This is a genomic window from Peptoniphilus sp. (genome assembly GCF_034090345.1).
GTDB lineage: Bacteria > Bacillota > Clostridia > Tissierellales > Peptoniphilaceae > Peptoniphilus.
The window spans coordinates 36,731-59,451 of record NZ_JAXDSS010000072.1 but is presented as its reverse complement, the minus strand read 5'-3'; the positions used below and the strand labels follow the sequence as shown (position 1 = coordinate 59,451).

Genomic DNA, 22,721 nt, shown 5'->3' with positions numbered 1-22,721 from the left:
AGCCGAAGTATACGTACTATCAAAAGAAGAAGGTGGAAGACACACACCATTCTTTAACGGATACAGACCACAATTCTACTTCAGAACAACAGACGTAACAGGAGACATCCAACTAGCAGACGGAGTAGAAATGGTAATGCCAGGAGACAACTCAACATTCACAGTAACACTAATCACACCAATCGCAATGGACGAAGGATTAAGATTCGCAATTCGTGAAGGTGGAAGAACAGTAGCATCAGGAGTTGTTTCTAAACTTATTGACTAATTTAATTAAACAATTAGACCTTAGAGTAATCTAGGGTCTTTTTTTGAGCAAATAAAATAAATTAAAAGATTATAAAAATATTCCTATTTAAAAGTTAAACTTATATTTAGCATTAAACATAGTTGGGGCAGATAATACAAATGAATTATTTTCTAATTTAATCATTGAGACTTAAAAATAAATAGAGTAAAATACATAAGGAAAGTTTGAAAAAAGTTGAAATTTTAAAAACTAAAATGGGAGGGAGAAATGAATAAGAAAATTATAGGAGTAGATGAAAAAGTACCTTTAAATCTGCTTATACCTTTGAGCTTACAACATACGTTTGCTATGTTTGGAGCTTCTGTACTAGTTCCATTAGTATTTAAAATGGACCCGAGTATTGTACTTTTAATGAATGGTATTGGAACATTTTTGTTAATTTGGATAACCAATAAAAAAGTGCCAGCTTATTTAGGCTCAAGTTTTGCATTCTTAGGACCAACTCAAGTTATTTTATCAAAATATCCATTCGAATATGCACTCGGAGGATTCGTAGCAGTAGGTGCGATAGGTTGTTTTATAGCTTGGCTAATCAAGAAAAGAGGAGTTAGTTGGTTAGATATAGTCCTTCCTCCAGCGGCAATGGGAGCGGTAGTAGCACTTATAGGACTTCAATTGGCATCGGCAACAATAGCTGGTGGAACAATAGGAGCAAATATAATGGGTGAGACTGCAACTAATCCGGACAGAATAGTTTTCGCAATAACATTATTAACGGCAATTTTTGGTTCAGTTCTCTTTAAAAAATTTTGGGCAACAATACCAATTTTGATAGCAATAGTAGTTGGTTATATAACAGCATATTTATTTGGTATGATTGATTTTTCAGGGATAAAAGGAGCGAGTTTATTTGTAGTTCCAAATTTTCAAACACCGGCTTTTCATTGGGAACCAATTTTGACAATGCTGCCTGTGACATTGGTTATAATGAGTGAAAATATAAGTCATCAAGTGGTCACAAGCAACATAATAGGAAGAGATATAATAAAAGACCCAGGACTTGATAGGACAATACTTGCAGACAATTTTTCTACAATGGTTTCAGGATTTTTGGGTTCAGTTCCGACTACAACATATGGAGAAAATATAGGTGTAATGGCAGTTACTGGCGTATATAGCGTTCAAGTAATAGCTGGAGCGGCTATGGTTTCAATATGTATGGCATTCGTTGGACCTTTGGCAGCACTTATTCAAACAATCCCTGGAGATGTAATAGGGGGAGTTACGTTCTTATTATATGGAATGATAGGGGCAAGCGGGTTGAGACTTTTGGTTGATGCAAAAGTAGACTATTCAAAAAGTGCAAACCTGATTTTGACAAGTGTAATATTAGTTACAGGTCTTAGTGGTTTGACAATTTCTGTTGGGAATGTGGAACTATCAGGAATGGTATTGGCAAGTGTGGTTGCAGTTATTTTAAGTATAACGTTCCATATTTGTAGAAGATTAAAAATATTAGAAGATTAATAATGACAAACTCTGATTTACTAAGTAAGTTGGAGTTTGTTTTTTATTGATTTGAATTTCCAAAATATAGTTATTTTATACAAATACTATTTTCTAATAAATTTGTGAGCATTTTTTGGACTTATATTAAAATTAGCTCAGAGTAGTTTTTGAATATTTTTAATTTCTTCTATTAATAGATTATTAAATGCTTTGACATAATGTGGTAGATCTATGTATTTATTCTTAACAATATCAATTCTTAAAGGATAATTAAAATCTTTTATAGGAAATAAGAAGATTTCTGGATTGTCTAATAAATGTATTGATAACATTCTAGGGACAATAGCACAAGTAGTATTATTTAAACATAAACTAATTTGAACATCACATTCACTTATAAAGTAAGGAGTTTTATTTAATTGTATACCATGGCTTAGAATATGCTGTTGCATAAGTTGATATAAAGCCCCGGTATTATAGTACATAGTAATAGGAATATCTTTTAATAAATTTAAATCGAATCCATGCTTAAATAATTGAAGTTGTTCTTTTGAAAAATACTTTTTAAATAAATTTTTATTAATTACTATGTACATGTAATCCTCTGCGACAGGAGTAATATCTAAATCTAAGTCTAAACTAGAATTAATTCCAAGAAATAAGTCAATTTCATTCTTTAATAATTTGTTTTCTAATATAGAGGTATCTCCACTAAAAAAAGAAATATTAACTTCTGGAAAATATTCATAGTATTTATTAAGAACTTTTGGAAGCAAAACCTTAGATCGAGATGTGCTAATTCCGAAAGTAAATGAACCCCTTTTTTCATTAGAAAAATTTTCAATACTTGATTTTAAATCACTTTCGATTCTATTTATAGTAGATAATGATTTATATACTGCTTCTCCAGCTTGAGTTAAATGTAGGTATGGCTTTCTATAAAATAATTTAGTTCCATATTCATTTTCTATTCTGTTAATATGGTCACTAATACATTGTTGAGTAACAAAAAAATGTTTAGCAGCTTTATTAAAACTTAAATTTTCAGCAATAAATAAAAAAATTTTTTGATTTTGCGTCATAATGTCACCTCACAAGAAATATATTGTTAATAATTATACATTATTGAAAAAACTTGTACTAAATAAAAATTATTAGTTTATTTGATCAATAAAACATTAATAATACATAAATTATAACATTATACAATGATATAACAAGTTAAAACTTTAATTAATAAAAAAATCGCTTGTTTTACTTTGTTAAATTAAGTTTATAAAATAAATATGAAAATATTTAGAAAGGGGAAAAAGTGGAAGATTTAATTTTAGATTTATTAATAGGTTCATATGATTTACATACACATAGTAGTCCATCTCATGTAAAAAGAAGCATAGATGATATAGATTTAATAAAAAATGCAAATAAATATAATATGAGTGGCGTAATGATAAAAAATCATTATGAATCAACTATAGGTAGGGCACAATTAATAAATTCGCATTTTAATTTTAATACTAAAGCCTATGGAGGAATAGTATTAAATTATCCAGTAGGAGGATTGAATCCATATGCATGTGAAAGTTCTTTAAAATTAGGTGGAGTATTTGTTTGGTTTCCTACTAGAGATTCAGAAAATTCTTTAAAGTATGGAAATATGAAAGGAGATTTTTTTAATAGAAAAGGAATAAGTATTTTAGATGATAAAGGAAAATTGAAAAAAGAGGTTTACGAAATTATTGAGGTTGTTAAAAAATATAATGCAGTTATAGCTACGGGGCATCTTAGTGTTGAAGAAAGTATTATTTTGTGTCAAGAATCAATTAAAAACAAGGTTAAAATAGTGCTAACACATCCTGATTGGCTAAGAACTGATATTGATATTGACACACAATTAATGTTAGCAAAAAAAGGAGTAATATTAGAAAAAGTTTGGGCCAATTTAGAAGATGGAGATTGCTCAAAAAACAAGTTTTTAAATGTAATGAGAAATCTAGATTATGAAAACATTTTTATTAGTACTGATAGGGGGATATATAATAAAAAAACACCTATAAATTCAATGAAAGATGCTATCAAATTTTGTTTAGAAAGTGGAATAGAAACAAAAAATATAGAAAAGATGATAAAGTTTACACCTAAAAATTTAGTGGAGGGCTGAAATTGAAAAAATATGCAATAGTAGTAATTATTTCATTATTAATATTAAATTTAGTAGGTTGTTCGAAGAGCAAAACTGAAAATAAAGTATTTCAAATTGGTTTTACAACAGCTCCGGTTGAAGATGACCCTTATTTTATATTTGCTAAGAATTTTTCGAATGAAGTTTATAAAAAAACAAATGGAAAAATTGTTATAGACATAAAAGGTTCAGGTCAGCTTGGGCAAGAAGGGGAAATGTTCACTGGAATGCAAATAGGTACAACTGATATGGCTATCATGACTAATGCATATATAAGTGGTTATATAAAAGAAGCAGGGTTATTTGATTTACCTTTTATTTTTGGGAATTCAAAAGAAGCTGCAAGTATACTTGATGGAAATATAGGAAGAAAAGTTTTGAATGAGTATGAAAAATATGGGATAAAAGCATTAGCGTATGGAGAAGGAGGATTTAGACATTTAGTAACAGCTAATGCAGAAGTTAGATACCCTGGTGATTTTAAAGGTTTAAAAATCAGATGTATGGAAACGGATACATATATAAAGACATATCAACAATTAGAGACTAATGCGGTTCCAATGTCATGGTCAGAAACTATAACAGGATTACAACAAGGCACTATAGATGGGTTAGACATACCAATAAGCGTAACTTATACAAATGGGTTTGTAGATATAGCAAAAGACCTAAATTTAACAGGGCATTTTTACTCGCCATTAATTCTATGTATATCAAAAAATATATATGATGAATTAAATGAAGAAGAGAAAGAAATACTGAGACAAGCCGCAGAATATGCAGGTAAGATTACTAGAACTAGTAATGCAGATAAAGAAACTAAAATGTTAAAAGAAATGGAAAATCAAGGTATGAAAATAATCAGAGATATAGATAAGGATGCTTTTAAGAAAAAGTTTAAAGATTTTTATAAAAGTAGATCTCAAGTTATCGGAGAAGAATATTTTGATGAATTATCGAGTGAATTAAATTTATAAAGGTGGATTTTATGGTGAAGTTAAATAATTTGATTACTAAAGTATTGAAAATATTAATTATAACAGTTTTTTTAGCGTTGATAATATCATGTGTATTACAAGTATTCACAAGATTTATTCTAAACTCTTCTTTATCATGGACAGAAGAATTAGCTAGATATAGCTTTATATGGGCTAATTTATTAGGAGCAGCATTATGTACAAAAAGCAAAAGTAACGCTACCGTGAGTGTAGTTACAGAAAATATAAGTGATAAGAATAGAAAGAAACTAAGTTTAATAATAAATATTTTAACGATTTTAATAGGAACTATATTAATAGTTTTTGGATCAAAAGTAGCTTGGGCGGTTAGAACTCAACTTAGTCCTGCATTGAGGATTAGTATGGCATTTGTATATATGGCGGCACCAATATTTGGAGCATTGATAACTTTTTATTCTATATATGATATATATATGAATATGGCAAACTATATGGGAGATGATATTTAATGGTAGGAATTATGTTTTTGTTAATGTTCATATTAATTTTTATAGGGTTACCAGTGTTTTTGTCTATATTGGGTTCAGGTATTGTATTTTTATTAATAACTGACATGAAACCTTTATTATTAGTAAGTCAAAGATTTATAACAGGATTAGATTCATTTCCTTTATTGGCAATACCATTATTTGTATTAGTCGGAGAGATAATGGATAAAGGGGGAATATCAAAAAGGATGATTCATTGGTCGGATGAATTGATTGGTTGGTTACCAGGGGGATTAGGAGTTGTAACAATAGTTTCATGTGCTATTTTTGCAGCTTTAACGGGGTCAGGTCCTGCTACAGTAGCAGCTATTGGGAGTACAATGATACCATCTTTAACTAAGAATGGGTATGATAAAAAAACAGCCGCAGGAATGGTTGCTGCCGGGGGAGCTTTAGGACCTATAATTCCTCCAAGCATTCCTATGATAATTTATGGAGTTACAATGGGAATTTCAATACCTAAAATGTTCATAGCCGGTATTATACCTGGAATTGTAATGATGTTATTTTTGATTTTAGTAAATTTTGTAATTATAAAAAATAATCCGAAAATAATGGAGAATGACAGGAAAAAGTTTAATTTTACAGAATTAATAAAATCTACATGGTCAGCTCTTGGAGCCCTACTTTTACCGATAATAATATTAGGGGGAATTTACTCGGGGATATTTACACCTACAGAGGCAGCTGCTATTGGAGTAGTGTATTCATTAGTATTAGGTATGGTAATATATAGAGAGATAAAAATTTATGAATTACCAGGGGCGTTATTAAAAGCGATGGAGACATCAGCCATGGTAGGTATAATCATGGGGGCAGCAAATTTGCTTTCTTGGATAATGTCAGTAACTAATATAGGGTCTACAATAGCATTATATTTGAGTGGAATAATAACTAATAAGTATGTATATTTATTAGTTCTAATGATAATTTTATTCTTTGTAGGGGCTTTAATGGATACTGTTGCAGCAATTATTATAATTGCTCCTGTAATTGTTCCTTTTGGATTACAACTTGGAATAGATCCGTTACATTTAGGAATGATTTTTGTAATAAATTTGGTTATAGGATATGTTACGCCTCCTTTTGGATATAATTTGTTTACAGCAGCATCGATAACAGGATTAAAATTTAATGATATTGTGAAAGGAGTTTTACCGTTCTTGATTATAGAATTACTAACTGTCTTGTTATTTGCTTATATACCTCAAATAATTCTTTTTTTGCCAAATATATTAAAATAAAGATGAATTTTTTACGTAAAATGAATTATTAATACATTAATTATAGAAAATATTAGAAGATTAATAATGACAAACTCTGATTTACTAAGTAAGTTGGAGTTTGTTTTTTATAAAAGTTTGTGTAGGTATAGGTTTTTATTATAGAAATTATTTTAAGGAGAAAGAACAAAAGTCAAGGATTTAGAACGTATGTTTACAACGGGTGTGACAGATGTTATAATTTTTTAAGAGGTGAGAGCATGGAACTTCAAGAAAAATTAAAAATTTTAACAGATGCTGCAAAGTATGATGTAAGTTGTTCCTCTAGTGGTTCGGATAGAAAAAATAATAAAGGGCTTGGCAATGGACACATAGCGGGGATTTGCCATTCTTGGAGTGAAGATGGAAGGTGCATTTCACTTCTTAAAATTTTACTTACCAATAAATGCGTATACAATTGTGAGTACTGTATCAATAGAAGAGATAATGATGTATTAAGAGCAGAATTCACTCCAAGAGAAGTTGCGGATTTGACTATAAATTTTTATAAGAGAAATTACATAGAGGGGTTATTCTTGTCATCGGGAATAGCTGAAAGTCCGGATAAGACTATGGAAAAGTTGATTGAAATTGCAAGGATTTTAAGATATGAATATAACTTTAATGGTTATATTCATATGAAGGGAATTCCGGGAGCTAGTGAAGAACTGATAAGAAGTTTGGGAATTTTGATTGATAGAATTAGCATAAATATAGAACTCCCAACTGAAAATTCGTTGGCTCTGTTGGCCCCACAGAAAAACTATCTAAAGATATTTAAACCTATGGAAGATATAAAAAATAATCTCTTACAAAATATTGAAGAACGAAAAAAATTTAGAAGTGCACCAAAATTTGTACCGGCGGGACAAACTACTCAAATGATTGTTGGAGCAACTGGAGAAGATGATTTGACTATTATAAACAGAGCTGAGGCATTGTACGGAACTTTTGATATGAAGAGAGTTTATTATTCAGGTTATGTGCCGGTTGTAAAATCTAAGTATACAAAGGGAATTGAAAAAGTTCCACTCCTTAGAGAACACAGAATTTATCAAGCTGATTGGTTGCTAAGGTTTTATGGTTTCAAGGCAGATGAAATTTTAAAACGAGAAAATCCATTTTTTGATCTGAGAATAGATCCAAAGGCAAATTGGGCAATAGAAAATATAGATTTATTTCCGATTGAAATAAATAGGGCAACTTATGAAGAGCTTATGAGAATTCCGGGATTTGGTAGAAATTATGCTCTTAGAATCATAAATGCAAGAAAGTTTGCAGCTCTAAAGTATGACGACTTAAAGAGTTTGAAAATATCTACTAAGAGAGCTGTTAATTTTATAACTGTTGGAGGAGTTTATAGAGGGAAAAATTTTTCTACAAAAGAATCTCTAAAAGATTTTATGGGGCAATACGATCCTAATTCAGTTGAGCAGTTGAAGATGTGGTGATTATGAAATATATATATGACGGAAGTTTTGAAGGGCTTTTAACAGCTGTGTTTGAAGCATATTCTATAATAGAAAATGTTAATTTCTCAATTGAAACTGAGCAAGTGAATTTTTTTGAAGATATTCACGTGAGTACGGATTTAAAAAAATATGAGAGAGTTAAAAACTCTATTATAAAAAATATTTCTAAGAGCTTTTTTAATGATTTAGTTATAGTTTATCACTCTGATAATTTGCAAAAAGCAGATGTTATAGCAAAGTGTATAAAAGGTGTTTATAAGTACGGATTGTCATATTTGAATTCGGCGCAGGAAGAAGCTGTGATGTATAGAAGTATTTTAAAAAATTTTGTCTCAGAGAATCATGATTACAAAGGGCTTCTTAGATTTAGAGAAATTCAAGACGGATTTTTATTTGCAGAGTTCACACCTCACAACGATATATTGAAATTTATAACTCCACATTTTTTAAAGAGAATGCCAAATGAAAAGTTTGTTATATATGATGTGAATAGAAAAACAGCAGCTTTTTGTGTGCATGGGAATTGTGAATTTATGGAAGTTGAGTATATAGAAGCGGTAGATAGTGATAGAGAGATATTTTTTAAGAGTGCGTGGAAGAAATTTTATAGTGCAGTGGGTATAGATGAAAGAAAGAATAAAAAACTTATGATGTCAAATATGCCTAAGAAGTATTGGAAATATCTCCCTGAAAAAGATATAGAAAAGAGTGATTGATTTGATTAAATTTACAGGATATGAAGTAATAGATTATTTGTACGGATATATAACTAAAAATTATAATGGAGCAGTGTTGTTGGAAGAAAAAAGCTTGGATTTAAAAGATTTTTTACAAAGTGAATTTAAAAAATCAAATAAAAACTGCTCAATAGTTTCAATAACTCGAGTTTTGAGTTACTACGACAAAATTTTTGGAGATTTATCGGAACAAGAAATTTTCGACCAAATTTTTACAATTGCACAAAGTTACGGATTTGATGAAACAATTGGAACACTGCCATCAAAAATAGATGATATAATGAAAGACTATTTTAGATACTATGGAATAAAAGTTAAGGCAAAGGGAAGGTATTTTTCTAATTTTTATAATCCTGTAAAAAGCGAAATAGATGCAGGAAGACCACTTCTTATGAATATAGCTTTTGGAGAGTATCACAACCATACTGTAACCATTAGTGGGTATAAAATATTTAGATATAAGGGGATGAATATAAAATTTATAGAGGTATTTGATGGGTGGAGAAAAAATAAGTCATATATAGATTACAATATTTTTTCTCATAGTTTATTATCTACCGGACTTTGTTCATATAATACTCTGGCAATTTTAAAAAATTAATAAATAAATTTTAAAATTGCCTAAATTGGATAAAATTGTTAATTTTTTAATTGACAAATGTGATAAAGAGCATTATAATATTATTAAATAGAGGAAAACGTTATGAAATAAAATCTATTATAATTTAATAATATAATTTATATAAGCTTATAATTTGGTTAAGCGTATCTATCGACTACCTAATAGTCCGACTATAAATTATAAAATACATTGTTATGCCTGTATCTCTGTAGTTTTGCAATGTTTTTTAATTTATAGTGGGTTTTTGAGTAGTTTTTTTATTTTTAAATTAGAAAATAGTATGTAGAAGTTTGTCTCCTCTATTTTAACGGTCATATTTTAGGAGGGAAAGTTATGAAACAAAAACAACAGGGATTTTTTGAAAGATTTTTTGAACTTTCAAAATACAACACAAATGTAAAGACTGAAATTTTAGCCGGTATTACTACGTTTATAACAATTGCGTACATATTAATAATTATACCAATGACAGTTTCAGAGCCTTTACGAATATTAGGGCAAGATGCGTATGCGACAAAAGTATCAAACGGTGCATTTATAGCTACGTGTATAGGAGCTTTTATAGGAACCTTTTTAGTAGCTGTTTATGCAAAGCTTCCATTTGCACAAGCTCCGGGGATGGGACTTAGTGCTTTCTTTGCATATACTGTAATGTTAGTAATGGGTTACACATATTCACAAGCTTTAGTAATAGTATTTTTATCAGGGGCAATATTTATAATAATCACTGCCATAGGACTTAGAGAAGCTATAATAAGAGCAATTCCAAACTGTATAAAAGATGCTATGACACCTGGGATAGGTTTATTTATAACTATAATAGGTTTAAAAAGTGCCAATATTGTAGTAGATAACCCGGCGACATTGGTCAGTATGATCGATTTTTCACAATGGCAAAATCCTGAATTTGATACACAACTAATAATGAGTGCAACGGTTGCATTAATAGGGCTTATAATAATAGGAGTATTGAACGCAAAGAAAGTAAAGGGCTCTATATTAATAGGGATAGTGATTGCTACTTTAATAGGAGTGCCATTAGGAGTTACAAAATTTGACGCTTTTGATTTGAACTTGGCTACAAAATTCCATGATTTTTACGAAGTATCACTTTTTAAGTTAGATTTTGTGGGACTTTTTGCAGGGGAAGATTTAATACACAATATATTTATAGTATTTATGTTGGTAGTAAGTTTTTCGTTAGTTAATATGTTTGATTCTTTAGGAACATTACTTGGAGCTGCTAAACAAGCAAATATGATAGATGAAAATGGAGAAGTTATAAGAATGAAGCAAGCTCTTATGTCAGATGCAATTTCGACACTTACAGGAGCTTTAGTTGGGGCGCCAACTGTAACAACTCTTGTAGAATCAAGTGCGGGAATAGCAGAGGGAGGACGTACAGGGTTAACAGCGCTTACAACATCTATGTTGTTTATAGCAGCAATAATTTGTGCTCCATTTGTAAGTATAATTCCAGCAGCAGCAACAGCACCGGCTTTAATTTATGTAGGGGTTTTAATGCTATCTAATGTAAAAGATGTTGATTTTAGTGATATTACAAATGCTATTCCGGCATTTATTACGATAACATTTATGCCATTTACATATTCAATTGCAAATGGTATAGCAATGGGATTAATAAGTTTTTGTTTATTGAAATTATTTACTGGAAAAATTAAGGATATAAAATTATTAACAGCAGTGGTTTCAGTTATTTTTGCATTACGATATGTATTAATTTCATTAGGTTAAAGAATGGAGGATGTTTATGAGAGCATCTTTTATAATAAAAGGAGATATTTGCTATAGCGAAAATCTGGAAAATTTAACAACAAGAGAAAATAGTTATTTGGTGTGTGTGGAAGGTTATTCATGTGGGGTATTTGATGAAATACCTGATGAGTATAAGGACTTGGAGGTCTATGATTATAGTGATAAGTTAATAATACCGGGTCTTATAGATTTACATGTTCATGCGCCACAATATCATTTCAGAGGGCTTGGAATGGATTTGGAACTTTTGGATTGGCTAAATACATATACATTCCCTCATGAGGCAAAGTATATAGACACAGAATATGCTAAAAAAACATATGAAAAATTTGTAGGAGACTTGGTAAGTAGTGCAACTACAAGAGCGGTTGTGTTTGCAACATTACACGTACCAAGCACCATAATTTTAATGGGTATGCTTGAAAATTCAGGATTGGTTTCTTACGTTGGAAAAGTCAATATGGACAGAAACTCAATACCGGAATTACAAGAAGTTGGTGCAAGAGAGAGTATTGAGAATACAATAAAGTGGTTAGATGAAACCAAAGTAAAATATAAAAACACATATCCGATAATAACTCCAAGATTTACACCATCATGTACTGACGAATTGATGGAGAGCTTAGGTAAAATTACAAAAGAGGAAAAACTTCCGGTGCAGTCACACTTATCTGAAAATCAATCAGAAATAGAATGGGTTAAAGAGCTATGCCCCGGAACAAAATGCTATGGAGAGTCTTATGACAGATTTGGACTGTTTGGAGAATATTCCAAGACTATAATGGCTCACTGTGTATGGTCAGACGAATACGAGAGAAAATTGTTAAAAGATAGAGGGGTCTACATAGCACACTGTCCTGATTCAAATATGAATCTCTCTTCAGGAATAGCTCCAATTAGAAAATACTTAGAAGAAGGTCAGAGAGTTGGACTTGGAAGTGACGTTGCAGGTGGAGCATATTTATCTATTTTTAGACAGATGACAGATGCTATCCAAGTTTCAAAACTTTTCTGGAGACTTATAGATGAAAATTCAAACCCATTGAAAGTAGAAGAAGTATTTTATTTGGGAACACTTGGCGGTGGAGAATTTTTTGGAAAAGTTGGTTCGTTTGAAAGAGGATATGAATTAGATGTAGTTGTAATAGATGATTCAGAATATAGAACAGAAGATTTAAATTTACGCCAAAGATTAGAGAGGACAATATATTTGTCTCAACACAAAGATATTAAACACAAATTTGTAAGGGGAAATAAAATATTCTAAATAATAAATAATAGAGACGGAAAAAGCGTATTTTGGTTTGATACCAAGATACGCTTTTAAAATTAATAAAATCTATTTACTTTAGAATCAAAATAATTTGGTAGTTCAGAAGGCTCATAAAGTCCCTTGTCAGTTACGACACCGTGAATTAACATAGGCGGAGTGATGTCAAACGAAGGATATATAGCTTTTACACCCTTTGCAGTCCAATCTCCCAAAACAAGAGATGGATCTCTCAATTCAATTTTTATATCATCTTTTGAAAATTTATCATCGTCAGGAATGCCGGTTACAAAATAGGGAATATTGAACTTTTTAGCTAAAATAGCAATTTGGAAAGTACCTATTTTGTTTGCTACGTGAGCATCGCGCGTTATAGTATCAGCAGCTGAAGTGAATAAATCTATTCCAATATTTTCCATAGCATATGCGATCATATTGTCTGTTAGAATAGTTGTCTCAAAGCCCATTTCGCTGCAACAAGTCGCAGTTAGACGAGCGCCTTGATAATAAGGGCGAGTTTCTGCACAGTAGAAGCTGACAGTTTTTCCGCTTTCTTTTAAATTTCTAAGCATCATTCCAACTATAGTTTCGCCGAAACACTGAGTCAAAACTTTTCCATTTTCAGGAATTAACTCACATAGATATTTTGCAACTTTGTTCATAGTAGAATATCTTCTGTTTAAAGAGACAACAGTATTTTCAAAGATAGTCCGGATCGGGTCAAGACCATTTTCCATAGCATTGATTGCAACTTTAACAGAGTCTTCAGTGATTTTTCTCATTCTGTTTGCAGTAGTTGGACGTGCGTTGGAAATTTTATCAGAGGCCTTTTTTAAAAAAATAATTTTTTCATCATCATTTAAATCACGAGCCTCATAAGCTGCAAGAGCCATACCCATTCCGGCTGCGGTATAAGGTCCGGCACTTTGAGTGACCATGTCAGCTATAGCTTGAGCCACATCAACATGACTAAAACATTCTACAAATGTAACCTCTTTGGGGTAAATTCTTCTGTCTAAAATTTTAACACTACCATTTTCATACCAAGCAACGTGTTCATATTGAAGCATAAATGGCAGATTATAATCTTGTCTTTCCATATTAACCCTCGAATTTTTCTAATATTTTAAGTATTAAATTTCTGAATTTTTCAGAAGCTGCCATTGCAACATCTTCAACTTCGCTACCGTCCATGTTTTCCACTCTGTCGGAGCTGTAATTAGTAGCCAAAGAAAGACATAGAACTTTTATACCGCAATGTCCGGCGGTCAGAGATTCAGAAATAGTAGACATTCCGACTAAGTCGCCACCTAAAAGTCTTATAGCTCTTATTTCGGCCGGAGTTTCAAAGAAAGGTCCTACAGTATAGAAATAAACACCTTCCTTTAGGGAAAAGCCAAGTTCAATAGCACAATTTTTTGCAAAAGTTCTTAAATCTCTGTCATATAGATTGTCTATAGGATAAAATCTTTCGCCAAATTCATCTAAGTTGTTTCCACGAGTAGGAGAAACTCCACCGAAATTTAGGTGGTCAGTTACAACGCAAATATCTCCAGGATGAAAATTATAATTTATTGCACCGGCAGCATTAGTTAAAATTACAGTCTTAACACCAACAAGTTTTAAAACATACATTGGAGTTGCCAACTCGCTGTGGTCATAGCCTTCATAGTAGTGGAATCTGCCGGACATACAAATTACGTTTTTGCCGGACAATTTACCGTATATAAATTTCCCAGGGTGACTTTTAACAGTAGAGATTAAAAATCCCGGAATTTCTTCATAAGGTATCTCAATTTTATCTTCCATAGAGTCGAGTAGAGTGCCGAGACCGGTTCCAAGTACTATGGCAAAATCAACAGGAGCTCCTATTTTAGATAAAATATAATCTGCACTTTCTTTATAAACACTGAAAATTTTTTCTTTTAACATAAAAACCTCACTTAATTATGACTTTTTGATATAAGGCTCTCTAAGCTTAGCATAAATAGCTACAATTAAACAATATCCAAACAATACTTTTATTCCTAAAGGACCTATGAAGTCTACATTAGAATAAAAACCTGCGGCAAAAACTATTAAGCAAAGAACAGGAAGTACTCTCATAGCCCATAAAGGTAATTTGAAATAGGCATTTTCGTATGCGATTTTGTTTCTTGAGGGTAAGAAAAGTACAGCGACAATTGGAAGAGCGGCAAATATAAGACCGATATTATTTCCAAGAACAGCTATAATTTCCAAAGTTCCGCCGGTTAAAATAGGAATCATACCAAGTATGTAGAAAATTAAAAGCAGATAATGTGGAGTTCCGAAGGTTTTGTTTTCAATAGCTAAAAATTCTGGAAGCCAACCATCTTCAATTGCAACCTTAAGTCCTTTGGGAGCCCAAGCAAAAACAGCATTTAAAGAAGAAGCAACAGCAAACATCGCTCCGCCAACCATGAAGAAATAATAAACAGGTTGAGAAAAAATTTCCTTAGCAACACTTCCAAGAGTCTTAAAAGCCACCTCTTCGACAGGAAGTACACCGGTAGCTACAAACCCAACCCCCAAATAAATTATAGAAACTATAATAGTTGAAATTATCATTGCAAGAGGAATATTTTTGCCGGGATTTTCAGCATCATTACCAAATTCATTTATGTATTCAGCTCCAACAAGTGAAAATCTAACAAGAAATATAGCTGCGATAAAATCAGAAAAACCATTAGGCATAACTTTAGTGATATCCATATAAGGAGAAAAATCATTTATCTTAGGAAGACCTAGGACAATGAACAAACCAATAGATACTACAAGTACTATAACAAGCAGGTTTTGGAATTTAACAGCAGTTTTTATACCTGTTAAATTCACAATAAAAATTGTAGTCATCATAATAGCTGAAACCAAAGTTACATTTATTGCGGGGATAAGCTCCTTTAGGTATTCGGAGAAACCGATTGCATAATTTGCCAATACCAATTGACCGGCAGCTAAGAGTGCGACATAGAAGAAACCGGTTTTTTTACCGATTAAGTCTCTTACGTATGTATACATGCCGCCATTAGCAGGAATTGCAGAACCGAGAGTTGCAAGACATAAATTAGTTATGGCAACGATGATTCCGGCAACTATAAAAGCCCAAGTAACACCATGACCGGTTTTGCCAACGGCAATTCCGGTTAAAATCATTACTCCGGAACCAATTATTTGTCCGACACCAATTCCAATTAAATCCAACAAAGAAATTTTAGAATTTTTCATAAATCCTCCTTAAAATAAAATTATAATTTTATTTTAACATTATACATTAAAAAGTCAAATTAAATTGGTTAAAATTGGAAAAATAAAAATCGAATAAACTTGATAAAATAGAGAAAAAAATAATAATTAAAATTAAAAATGATATAAAAACAAATAAAAACCAATAAATAACAAAAATATTTGTGTAAAATCCAAAAAACTCCAAAAAATCAATTGCAAGTTTATTGTATTTAAAATATACTTAATAAATAAATATAAATTAAAAAAATTTAAATTAGAGGTAGAAAATGAATTATAGAAAAATTTTAGTAGAAGCAGGGATAAAGTTATACAACACAAAATTAGTAGCGGGAACAAGCGGCAACATCAGCCTTAGAGGAGAAGATGAAGACAGTTTTTATATAACACCGAGTGGTATGGACTATGGAAAAATAAAAGAAAAAGATATTGTGAAAATTCATGCTGACGGAAACCCATATGTAGAAGGACAAATACCATCATCAGAATGGCAAATGCATCTTGAAATATATAAAAAATATCCTAAATATAGTGCAGTAGTTCACACACATTCAACATTTGCAACAGCCTTTGCAGTTGCGAGAGAAGAAATACCGTTTATTTCAATAGAAATGGAGCCTTTTATAGGTGGAAAATTAAAAGTTGCACCATTTGAAAGAGCAGGGTCAATTGAACTTGCAAAAGCCATAATACCTTATTTAGAAAAAACTAATTCATGCCTTTTGGCAAACCATGGAGTTATATGTTGTGGAGAAAATATGGAAAAAGCATTTTTATCAGCAGAATATGTAGAAGACTTGGCAAAAATATATTATTACGCAAGAACAATAGGTAAAGCATACACAATAAACGATTGATTTTTTGTTGGACAATAATTTTAAAAACATCAATATTATCAAAAACGTAGGGGCGGCACGTATCTGCAAGAAAAATAAAAAATTAAAATAAAATTAAACAAATAAAAAGAATAGATAAAAAGAAATAAAGGCCCGCCCTCAAAAAGATAATTTTAAAAACATTAATATTATAAAAAACGTAGGGGCGGCACGAGTTTAGCGAGGTCCTCGCAAACCAACAACAGTTGTAAAAAATGTATTGGCCGCAAGAATGCGACAGCGTGGTCGACCCGCCAAATCTAATAAAATAATAAAACAACAAAAACCCGTCCGCAAAACCAAATCTGCAAAGAAAAATCTTAAAAAGAGGTGCAAAATGATAAAAATAGAACGCCATAGCCAAATAATAAGATATCTTGAAACCCATAATGTACTCAGCATAGCTGAAATAGCAGAAATACTAAAATGTAGCGAAGAGACTATTAGAAAAGACTTAATAGAATTAGAAAAACAAAACAGATTAAAGAGGACAAGAGGTGGAGCATATTTAGAAAACATATACGATAGAGGATTTGGAAACTATATAAAAAAAGAGTTGATGAAGGATGAAAAAAATTACATAGCAATTATGGCTATGAAACGCATAAAAGCAAAAGACTTAATCATCATGGACTCAAGCACAACATGTGTAGAATTAGCCAAAAACCTAATAGATAAAAAAATATATGTTTCAGTGATAACAAACTCATTGGAAATAGCTAACCTTTGCTCAACTTCAGAAAATATAAATTTAATAGCAATAGGAGGAGAATTTCACAACAAAACGAACTCATTTATAGGGCACCAAACTCTAGATATGATAAAGACATACAGAGCGGATATAGCATTTGTGAGTTTTCCTACAATAGATATGGAATTTGGATTAGGAGAAAATAACATAGAAAACTTAAAAATTAGAAAAAACATGTTAAAACATAGTAAAAATAAAATATTACTAATGGACCATACAAAATTTACAGATGAATCGGCAGTTATTTTCACGGAAATTGAAGGCATAGACACTATAATAACAGACCAAGAACCATCAAAAGAATGGAAAAATTTACTTTTGGGAAAAGAAATAGAGGTAGAAAGTTAAATGTGCTTTCAAAAATTAATCGTTAGCATTTATAAGTTGTTACAAAATTTATGAATTTTCATTAGAAAACTTTAAAACTAATGAAATTATGCTAAAATCATTTTTTTAATAATATAACTTAAATATTATTAAAAAATGATAGATCATAAAATTAAAGCCTTGAGTTGTAAAATCAAGTTCAAGTTTATTGATAATTAAACGTAAATAAATATGATTTACCTGTATGTCATAAAATAGTATCGGCATTCCAACTTCCAATGTACCTTCTGAATTAGCTATATAAGAGTTTAAATGTAATTAAGTTGTTAATTATAAATTTACCTTTTATTGTTTCTTGCTTTTTAGTGGAAAATGTTTATAGTGATTTATAGTTTCTTCAGATTTTTAGTTTTATTTGCAAATTCTATTTTATCAGAAAATTTTGAATCATTTTTGTTGCGCTTAGATTATAAATTCAAGAGACATAGAGACTCCCCATGTTTATTGTCATCTTACTCAGGGGGAGTTTTCAAACACAAATTACTTCAAATTTGCATTATTTTACAACAAGTAGTTTTATAAATTTTTAACACTGAAAGTATCTCCGGCTTCAATTGTTCCGGATTCATATCCTTTTTTGAACCATCTCATACGCTGTTCGCTTGTACCGTGTGTGAAAGTGTCAGGTATTGATTTTCCATAAGCTTGTTCTTGAATTTTGTCATCACCAACTCCGGCGGCAGCGTTCATAGCCTCTTCTATATCACCGGGTTCTAAATATCCCATTTTTTTCGCATAGTGTGCATAAACTCCGGCATAATAATCTGCTTGAAGTTCAAGCCTAATCATGTATTGATTAAATTCTACTTCACTTAATTTATTTTTTAGAGCAAAGACTTGGTCTAATACACCTAATTGGTGTTGAACATGGTGTCCAACTTCATGAGCTAGTACGTATGCTAGAGCAAAATCTCCCGTTGCACCAAATTTATTGTGCAAGTCATCATAAAAATCTGTATCCATATACACCGTTTCATCAGCCGGACAATAAAATGGTCCTGTTTGAGATGAAGCTGTCCCACAGGCACTTTGGGCTGAACCTGTATAGAGTGTAAGTTGTGGCTCTGAATAGTTTAAGTTATGTTGTTTAAATATTTCATTCCATACGTCCTCTGTGTCAGCTAAGACAACTGAAAGAAATTCTTGACGTGTTTTAGTTTCTTGTGATTGTTGTGTTGAAACTTGCTGAGTTGTATTTCTACTTGAGCCATTATTTAATACTTCAAGTGGATTTCCTCCCATTAAAAATCCTATCAACATGATTATTAAAAGCCCGCCACCTCCGATTGGAGCCATACCACCTCTTCTTCCTGATCCACCTTTATTTACATTAGAACTTTGTCGTCTATCTTGCCATTTCATAATATCTCCACCTATTTATTATATTTTTATTTATTTACCCAAAATGCCAATGTAATAATAAAATTATAAAGTGAAATAATAAATCTATTTCTATGGTTAATTGAAAATTTAACCCGGTTTTGATATAATTATTTCTAATAAATGTTCTGAGGTGAGAAAAAATGAAAGAAATAATTTATAGGGCATACGAGTTGTATACAGAAAATAATCCTTTGGTAATAGCTACTATTATTTCTAAGAGTGGTTCGACGCCAAGAGGAGAAGGTTCTTCTATGATTATAACTGAAAATGGATATGATTTTGGAACAGTTGGCGGTGGAGCTCAAGAATTTCAAGCGATTGAATTAGGTAAAAATTTAGTTAGAGAAAAGAAGTCTGACGATCATAAATATATATTGACTAACAATGAAGCTGAAGATATAGGAATGGTTTGTGGCGGAACTAATAGAATTCACTTTGAATACATTGACCCCTGTGATGAATTGGCCGGAGAGTATTTAAAGTTTATTATTGATAATTATTCTACTGCTGATGTTTCTATAGTATATGATTTAGATTTGAGTTGTGGTTTTACTATTGAAGTAGATGGAGAATTGAAACCGTTTACTAAAGGTGGAAGTTCTGAAAATCTATTCAAATTTAAAATTGAAGCAGAACCTAAGATGTTTATTTTAGGTGGGGGGCATGTATCCCAAGCAACAGTTCCAATTTTAAATTATCTAGGATATGAGACAATAGTTGTAGAAAATAGAGAAGAATTTCTAAAGGAAGAAGATTTCCCAAATTCTAAAAGATATTTAATTGAATATGAAGATGTAAAAAAATTGGATATAACCAGAGATGACTATGTGATAATACTAACAAGAGGTCATATTTCTGATAAGATTGCACTTAAGTCAGCACTTGATAAAAAACCTAAGTACATTGGTGTCATAGGAAGTAGAAAAAAATCTATTTTGATGTTTAAAGACTTAGAAGGTACAGAGTATGAAGAGATTGCAAAGGGTAGAGTATTTTCTCCTGTTGGCATTGAGATAGGTGCTGAAACTCCTAAAGAGATAGCAATTTCTATAACTGCTCAAATAGTTGCAGTAGCGAGGGGGATGTATGAAGACAATAAAGACTGAAGATGCTGTTGGACACGTTTTAGGGCATGATTTAACTCAAATAATAAAGGGCGTAAGTAAAGGACCAAGGTTTAAAAAGGGTCATTTGATAAAAGAAGAAGATGTGCCTGTGCTTTTAGAAATGGGAAAAGAGCATATTTATATCTTTGAAGTATTAGAAGATGAATATCATGAAGAAGATGCAGCAAAAGAAATAGCTAGAAAAATTTCTGGAGAAAATATAAAATTTTCGGATGTTTCCGAGGGTAAAGTTAATTTAATTGCAGATGTTGATGGGGTATTGATTATTGATGTAGAAAAACTTTTTAATTTGAATTCAATAACTGATGTAACTATAGCGACTAAGTTTTCTGATATAGCAGTAAAAAAAGGAGATATTATAGCCGGAACTAGAATAACACCGGTAAAAATAAAAAAAGATGTCATTGATGAAATTAAAGATGAAAAAGTAATAGAAGTTGTTCCTTTTAAAGCTTTAAAATATGCAATAGTGACCACCGGAAGTGAAGTTTCAAAGGGCAGAATTGAAGACAAATTCACAGATGTTGTAAGAGATAAGTTTTCTAAATTTAACTTTGAAGAGATAAGCCAAGAATATGCATCTGATGATTTAGATGAAATTTCAGAAAAGATAGATAGAGCAGTTGCAAAAGGTGCAGATGTTGTAGTTTGTACCGGGGGGATGAGTGTGGACCCGGATGACAATACACCGGGGGCAATTAAAAAGTCTTCATCTGAAAAAATAACTTACGGTACACCTGTACTCCCGGGAGCAATGTTTATGGTTGCGTATAAAGATAATACAGCTCTGTTTGGGTTGCCGGGATCTGTTATGTACTGTGAAAAGACTATCTTAGATATGATATTACCTAAGATTGCAGCGGGAATAAAGTTGGAAAAGAAGGATGTTGTCAAACTTGGACATGGGGGTCTGCTATGACAGATTTGACTCATTTTGATGAAAATGGAAATGCAAGAATGGTGGATGTAACTGAAAAATCTGTAACTGATAGAATTGCTGTTGCAAGTGGGAAAATAAAAATGTCAAAATTTGCTTTTAGCAAGATAGTTAACAGGGAAATTCAAAAGGGAGATGTTTTAACTGTAGCTCAAGTTGGCGGGATTATGGCAGTAAAAAAAACTTCTGATTTAATCCCAATGGCACATCCAATAAGCATTACGGGTACGGATTTAAATTTTGAAATAGACGAAGAAAATTTACAGATAAAAGCTATTTGTAAGGTAAAAGTTTCTGAAAAAACAGGTGCTGAAATGGAAGCTTTAACTGGTGTTTCTATGGCGCTGCTAACTATATACGATATGGTTAAGGCAGTGGATAGAACTATGGAGATAACCGATATAAAATTAGAATATAAGGCCGGTGGTAAAAGCGGTGAATTCAAGAGGAATTGTTGATCAGTCAGGTAGAATAATAGACTATATAAGAGTTTCTATAACACAGAAATGTAATTTGAGGTGTGTTTATTGTATGCCTGAAAATTGTAAAATTGAAGAAGAAAGACTTGACTTTGAAGATTATTTGAAAATTTTAAGAGTTTTTAGAGAGTTGGGCGTTAAAAAAGTGAAGATAACAGGGGGAGAGCCCCTGGTTAGAAAAGGTATTAACGAGTTTGTAAACTCGTTAAAAAATGATATTGGATTTGAGTCCGTTACATTGACTACCAATGGAATTTTATTATCTGAAAATATAGATAGCTTATTAGGAGCCGGTATAGATGGAATTAATATTTCTCTAGATACTATGGACAGACAAAAATACAGAGAAATCACTCGATTTGGAGAATTTAATTCTGTAAAGAATGCAATTGATAAACTGTTGGATAAGGGTTTTAAAAATGTAAAAATCAATATGGTCCCAATTTATGGAATTAATAGCGATGAGATTATAGATTTTGTAGACTTTGCACACAATAATCCTGTTGCGGTCAGATTTATTGAGCTAATGCCGATATCTGAAGCTGTAAATTATAAGGGAATCAAGAGAGAAGAAATAATTTCTAAAATAAGGGCAAAATATGGCGGAGAAAAGCTATTAAATGAAAAATTGGGAAATGGACCGGCTGAATATTATACTTTTAAAAACTTTAACGGGAAGATTGGTTTTATAGATGCAGTTGGACACAGATTTTGTGGAAACTGTAATAGAGTTAGAATGGATTCAAGTGGAAATTTAAGACTTTGCCTTGAATATGGAGATGGAATTTCTATGTTGGATTTTCTTAAAGGGAAAATTTCCAAAGACGAATTTAAGGAAAAGTTGAGAAAAATTATTTATAAGAAACCAATAGCTAATGATTTTGATGTAAATTCAGTTAGGGATTTCAATATGAATAATATTGGGGGTTAA

The 22,721-nt window shown here is 31.3% G+C and carries 21 protein-coding genes, 1 pseudogene and 1 riboswitch; of the genes and pseudogenes, 17 read left to right on the top strand and 5 right to left on the bottom strand.

Annotation, left to right across the window (positions count from 1 at the left end; genetic code table 11):
- Both tuf and uraA read left to right on the top strand, forming a co-directional pair.
- Window positions 1-268 (top strand): annotated as a pseudogene (gene tuf / locus SOR77_RS06690) (elongation factor Tu); the annotation flags it as partial.
- 249 nt (window positions 269-517) lie between these two features.
- Entirely contained in the window at window positions 518-1,777 is a 1,260-nt protein-coding gene (uraA, locus tag SOR77_RS06685; protein ID WP_320636368.1) for a uracil permease, read from the top strand.
- Window positions 1,778-1,914: 137 nt separating this feature from the next.
- Here the strand turns inward: uraA and SOR77_RS06680 are convergent, their stop codons facing one another.
- Window positions 1,915-2,841: a LysR family transcriptional regulator gene (locus tag SOR77_RS06680; RefSeq protein WP_320636367.1), complete on the bottom strand. Its 927-nt coding sequence runs from the start codon at window positions 2,839-2,841 to the stop codon at window positions 1,915-1,917.
- 230 nt (window positions 2,842-3,071) lie between these two features.
- On the opposite strand from SOR77_RS06680, the gene SOR77_RS06675 reads away from it, so the two are divergent.
- The 9 genes from SOR77_RS06675 to SOR77_RS06635 all read left to right on the top strand — a co-directional run bounded on the left by SOR77_RS06675 (window position 3,072) and on the right by SOR77_RS06635 (window position 12,584).
- Window positions 3,072-3,920: a DUF6282 family protein gene (locus tag SOR77_RS06675; RefSeq protein ID WP_320636366.1), complete on the top strand. Its 849-nt coding sequence runs from the start codon at window positions 3,072-3,074 to the stop codon at window positions 3,918-3,920.
- 2 nt (window positions 3,921-3,922) lie between these two features.
- Window positions 3,923-4,918, top strand: a complete 996-nt coding sequence (gene dctP / locus SOR77_RS06670) for a TRAP transporter substrate-binding protein DctP (protein WP_320636365.1) — start codon at window positions 3,923-3,925, stop codon at window positions 4,916-4,918.
- A gap of 11 nt (window positions 4,919-4,929) precedes the next feature.
- Complete coding sequence (locus SOR77_RS06665; RefSeq protein ID WP_320636364.1) at window positions 4,930-5,409, top strand: TRAP transporter small permease; 480 nt, start codon at window positions 4,930-4,932, stop codon at window positions 5,407-5,409.
- Window positions 5,409-6,692, top strand: a complete 1,284-nt coding sequence (locus tag SOR77_RS06660; protein WP_320636363.1) for a TRAP transporter large permease — start codon at window positions 5,409-5,411, stop codon at window positions 6,690-6,692. The genes SOR77_RS06665 and SOR77_RS06660 overlap by 1 nt, the downstream gene beginning before the upstream one ends.
- 239 nt (window positions 6,693-6,931) lie before the next feature.
- Window positions 6,932-8,161: a putative DNA modification/repair radical SAM protein gene (locus tag SOR77_RS06655; RefSeq protein ID WP_320636362.1), complete on the top strand. Its 1,230-nt coding sequence runs from the start codon at window positions 6,932-6,934 to the stop codon at window positions 8,159-8,161.
- Between the two features lie 2 nt (window positions 8,162-8,163).
- Window positions 8,164-8,898, top strand: a complete 735-nt coding sequence (locus SOR77_RS06650) for a TIGR03915 family putative DNA repair protein (protein WP_320636361.1) — start codon at window positions 8,164-8,166, stop codon at window positions 8,896-8,898.
- A 1-nt stretch (window position 8,899) separates the two neighbouring features.
- Window positions 8,900-9,520 (top strand): C39 family peptidase, encoded by a 621-nt coding sequence (locus SOR77_RS06645; RefSeq protein WP_320636360.1) that lies wholly within the window; start codon window positions 8,900-8,902, stop codon window positions 9,518-9,520.
- Window positions 9,521-9,637: 117 nt separating this feature from the next.
- Window positions 9,638-9,734, top strand: a riboswitch (purine riboswitch).
- Between the two features lie 140 nt (window positions 9,735-9,874).
- Window positions 9,875-11,296 (top strand): NCS2 family permease, encoded by a 1,422-nt coding sequence (locus tag SOR77_RS06640; protein WP_004820828.1) that lies wholly within the window; start codon window positions 9,875-9,877, stop codon window positions 11,294-11,296.
- Window positions 11,297-11,312: 16 nt separating this feature from the next.
- Complete coding sequence (locus SOR77_RS06635; protein ID WP_320636359.1) at window positions 11,313-12,584, top strand: amidohydrolase family protein; 1,272 nt, start codon at window positions 11,313-11,315, stop codon at window positions 12,582-12,584.
- 62 nt (window positions 12,585-12,646) lie between these two features.
- On the opposite strand, the gene SOR77_RS06630 is transcribed toward SOR77_RS06635, so the two are convergent.
- Genes SOR77_RS06630 through SOR77_RS06620 form a run of 3 tightly spaced genes read right to left on the bottom strand, consistent with a single transcriptional unit; the run spans window position 12,647 to window position 15,833 of the window.
- A complete protein-coding gene (locus SOR77_RS06630; protein ID WP_320636358.1) occupies window positions 12,647-13,687 on the bottom strand; it encodes a s-methyl-5-thioribose-1-phosphate isomerase in 1,041 nt (346 codons plus the stop codon).
- 1 nt (window position 13,688) lies between these two features.
- Window positions 13,689-14,519 (bottom strand): purine-nucleoside phosphorylase, encoded by an 831-nt coding sequence (locus SOR77_RS06625; RefSeq protein ID WP_320636357.1) that lies wholly within the window; start codon window positions 14,517-14,519, stop codon window positions 13,689-13,691.
- 15 nt (window positions 14,520-14,534) lie between these two features.
- Window positions 14,535-15,833, bottom strand: coding sequence for an APC family permease (locus tag SOR77_RS06620; RefSeq protein ID WP_320636356.1), 1,299 nt, complete (start codon window positions 15,831-15,833; stop codon window positions 14,535-14,537).
- 287 nt (window positions 15,834-16,120) lie between these two features.
- Between SOR77_RS06620 and SOR77_RS06615 the strand changes: the two genes are divergently transcribed.
- Together SOR77_RS06615 and SOR77_RS06610 are read left to right on the top strand one after the other, a co-directional pair.
- Window positions 16,121-16,708, top strand: a complete 588-nt coding sequence (locus SOR77_RS06615; protein WP_320636355.1) for a class II aldolase/adducin family protein — start codon at window positions 16,121-16,123, stop codon at window positions 16,706-16,708.
- Window positions 16,709-17,063: 355 nt separating this feature from the next.
- Entirely contained in the window at window positions 17,064-17,825 is a 762-nt protein-coding gene (locus SOR77_RS06610) for a DeoR/GlpR family DNA-binding transcription regulator (RefSeq protein WP_320636354.1), read from the top strand.
- A gap of 555 nt (window positions 17,826-18,380) precedes the next feature.
- On the opposite strand, the gene SOR77_RS06605 is transcribed toward SOR77_RS06610, so the two are convergent.
- A complete protein-coding gene (locus SOR77_RS06605; RefSeq protein ID WP_320636353.1) occupies window positions 18,381-19,226 on the bottom strand; it encodes a neutral zinc metallopeptidase in 846 nt (281 codons plus the stop codon).
- Window positions 19,227-19,387: 161 nt separating this feature from the next.
- Between SOR77_RS06605 and SOR77_RS06600 the strand changes: the two genes are divergently transcribed.
- From SOR77_RS06600 to moaA, 4 genes are read left to right on the top strand one after another with little or no spacing between them, the layout of a single operon-like run.
- Window positions 19,388-20,353: an XdhC family protein gene (locus tag SOR77_RS06600; protein WP_320636352.1), complete on the top strand. Its 966-nt coding sequence runs from the start codon at window positions 19,388-19,390 to the stop codon at window positions 20,351-20,353.
- Entirely contained in the window at window positions 20,334-21,293 is a 960-nt protein-coding gene (locus tag SOR77_RS06595) for a molybdopterin-binding protein (protein ID WP_320636351.1), read from the top strand. The genes SOR77_RS06600 and SOR77_RS06595 overlap by 20 nt, the downstream gene beginning before the upstream one ends.
- A complete protein-coding gene (gene moaC, locus SOR77_RS06590) occupies window positions 21,290-21,769 on the top strand; it encodes a cyclic pyranopterin monophosphate synthase MoaC (protein ID WP_320636350.1) in 480 nt (159 codons plus the stop codon). The genes SOR77_RS06595 and moaC overlap by 4 nt, the downstream gene beginning before the upstream one ends.
- Window positions 21,747-22,721 (top strand): GTP 3',8-cyclase MoaA, encoded by a 975-nt coding sequence (moaA, locus tag SOR77_RS06585; RefSeq protein ID WP_320636349.1) that lies wholly within the window; start codon window positions 21,747-21,749, stop codon window positions 22,719-22,721. The genes moaC and moaA overlap by 23 nt, the downstream gene beginning before the upstream one ends.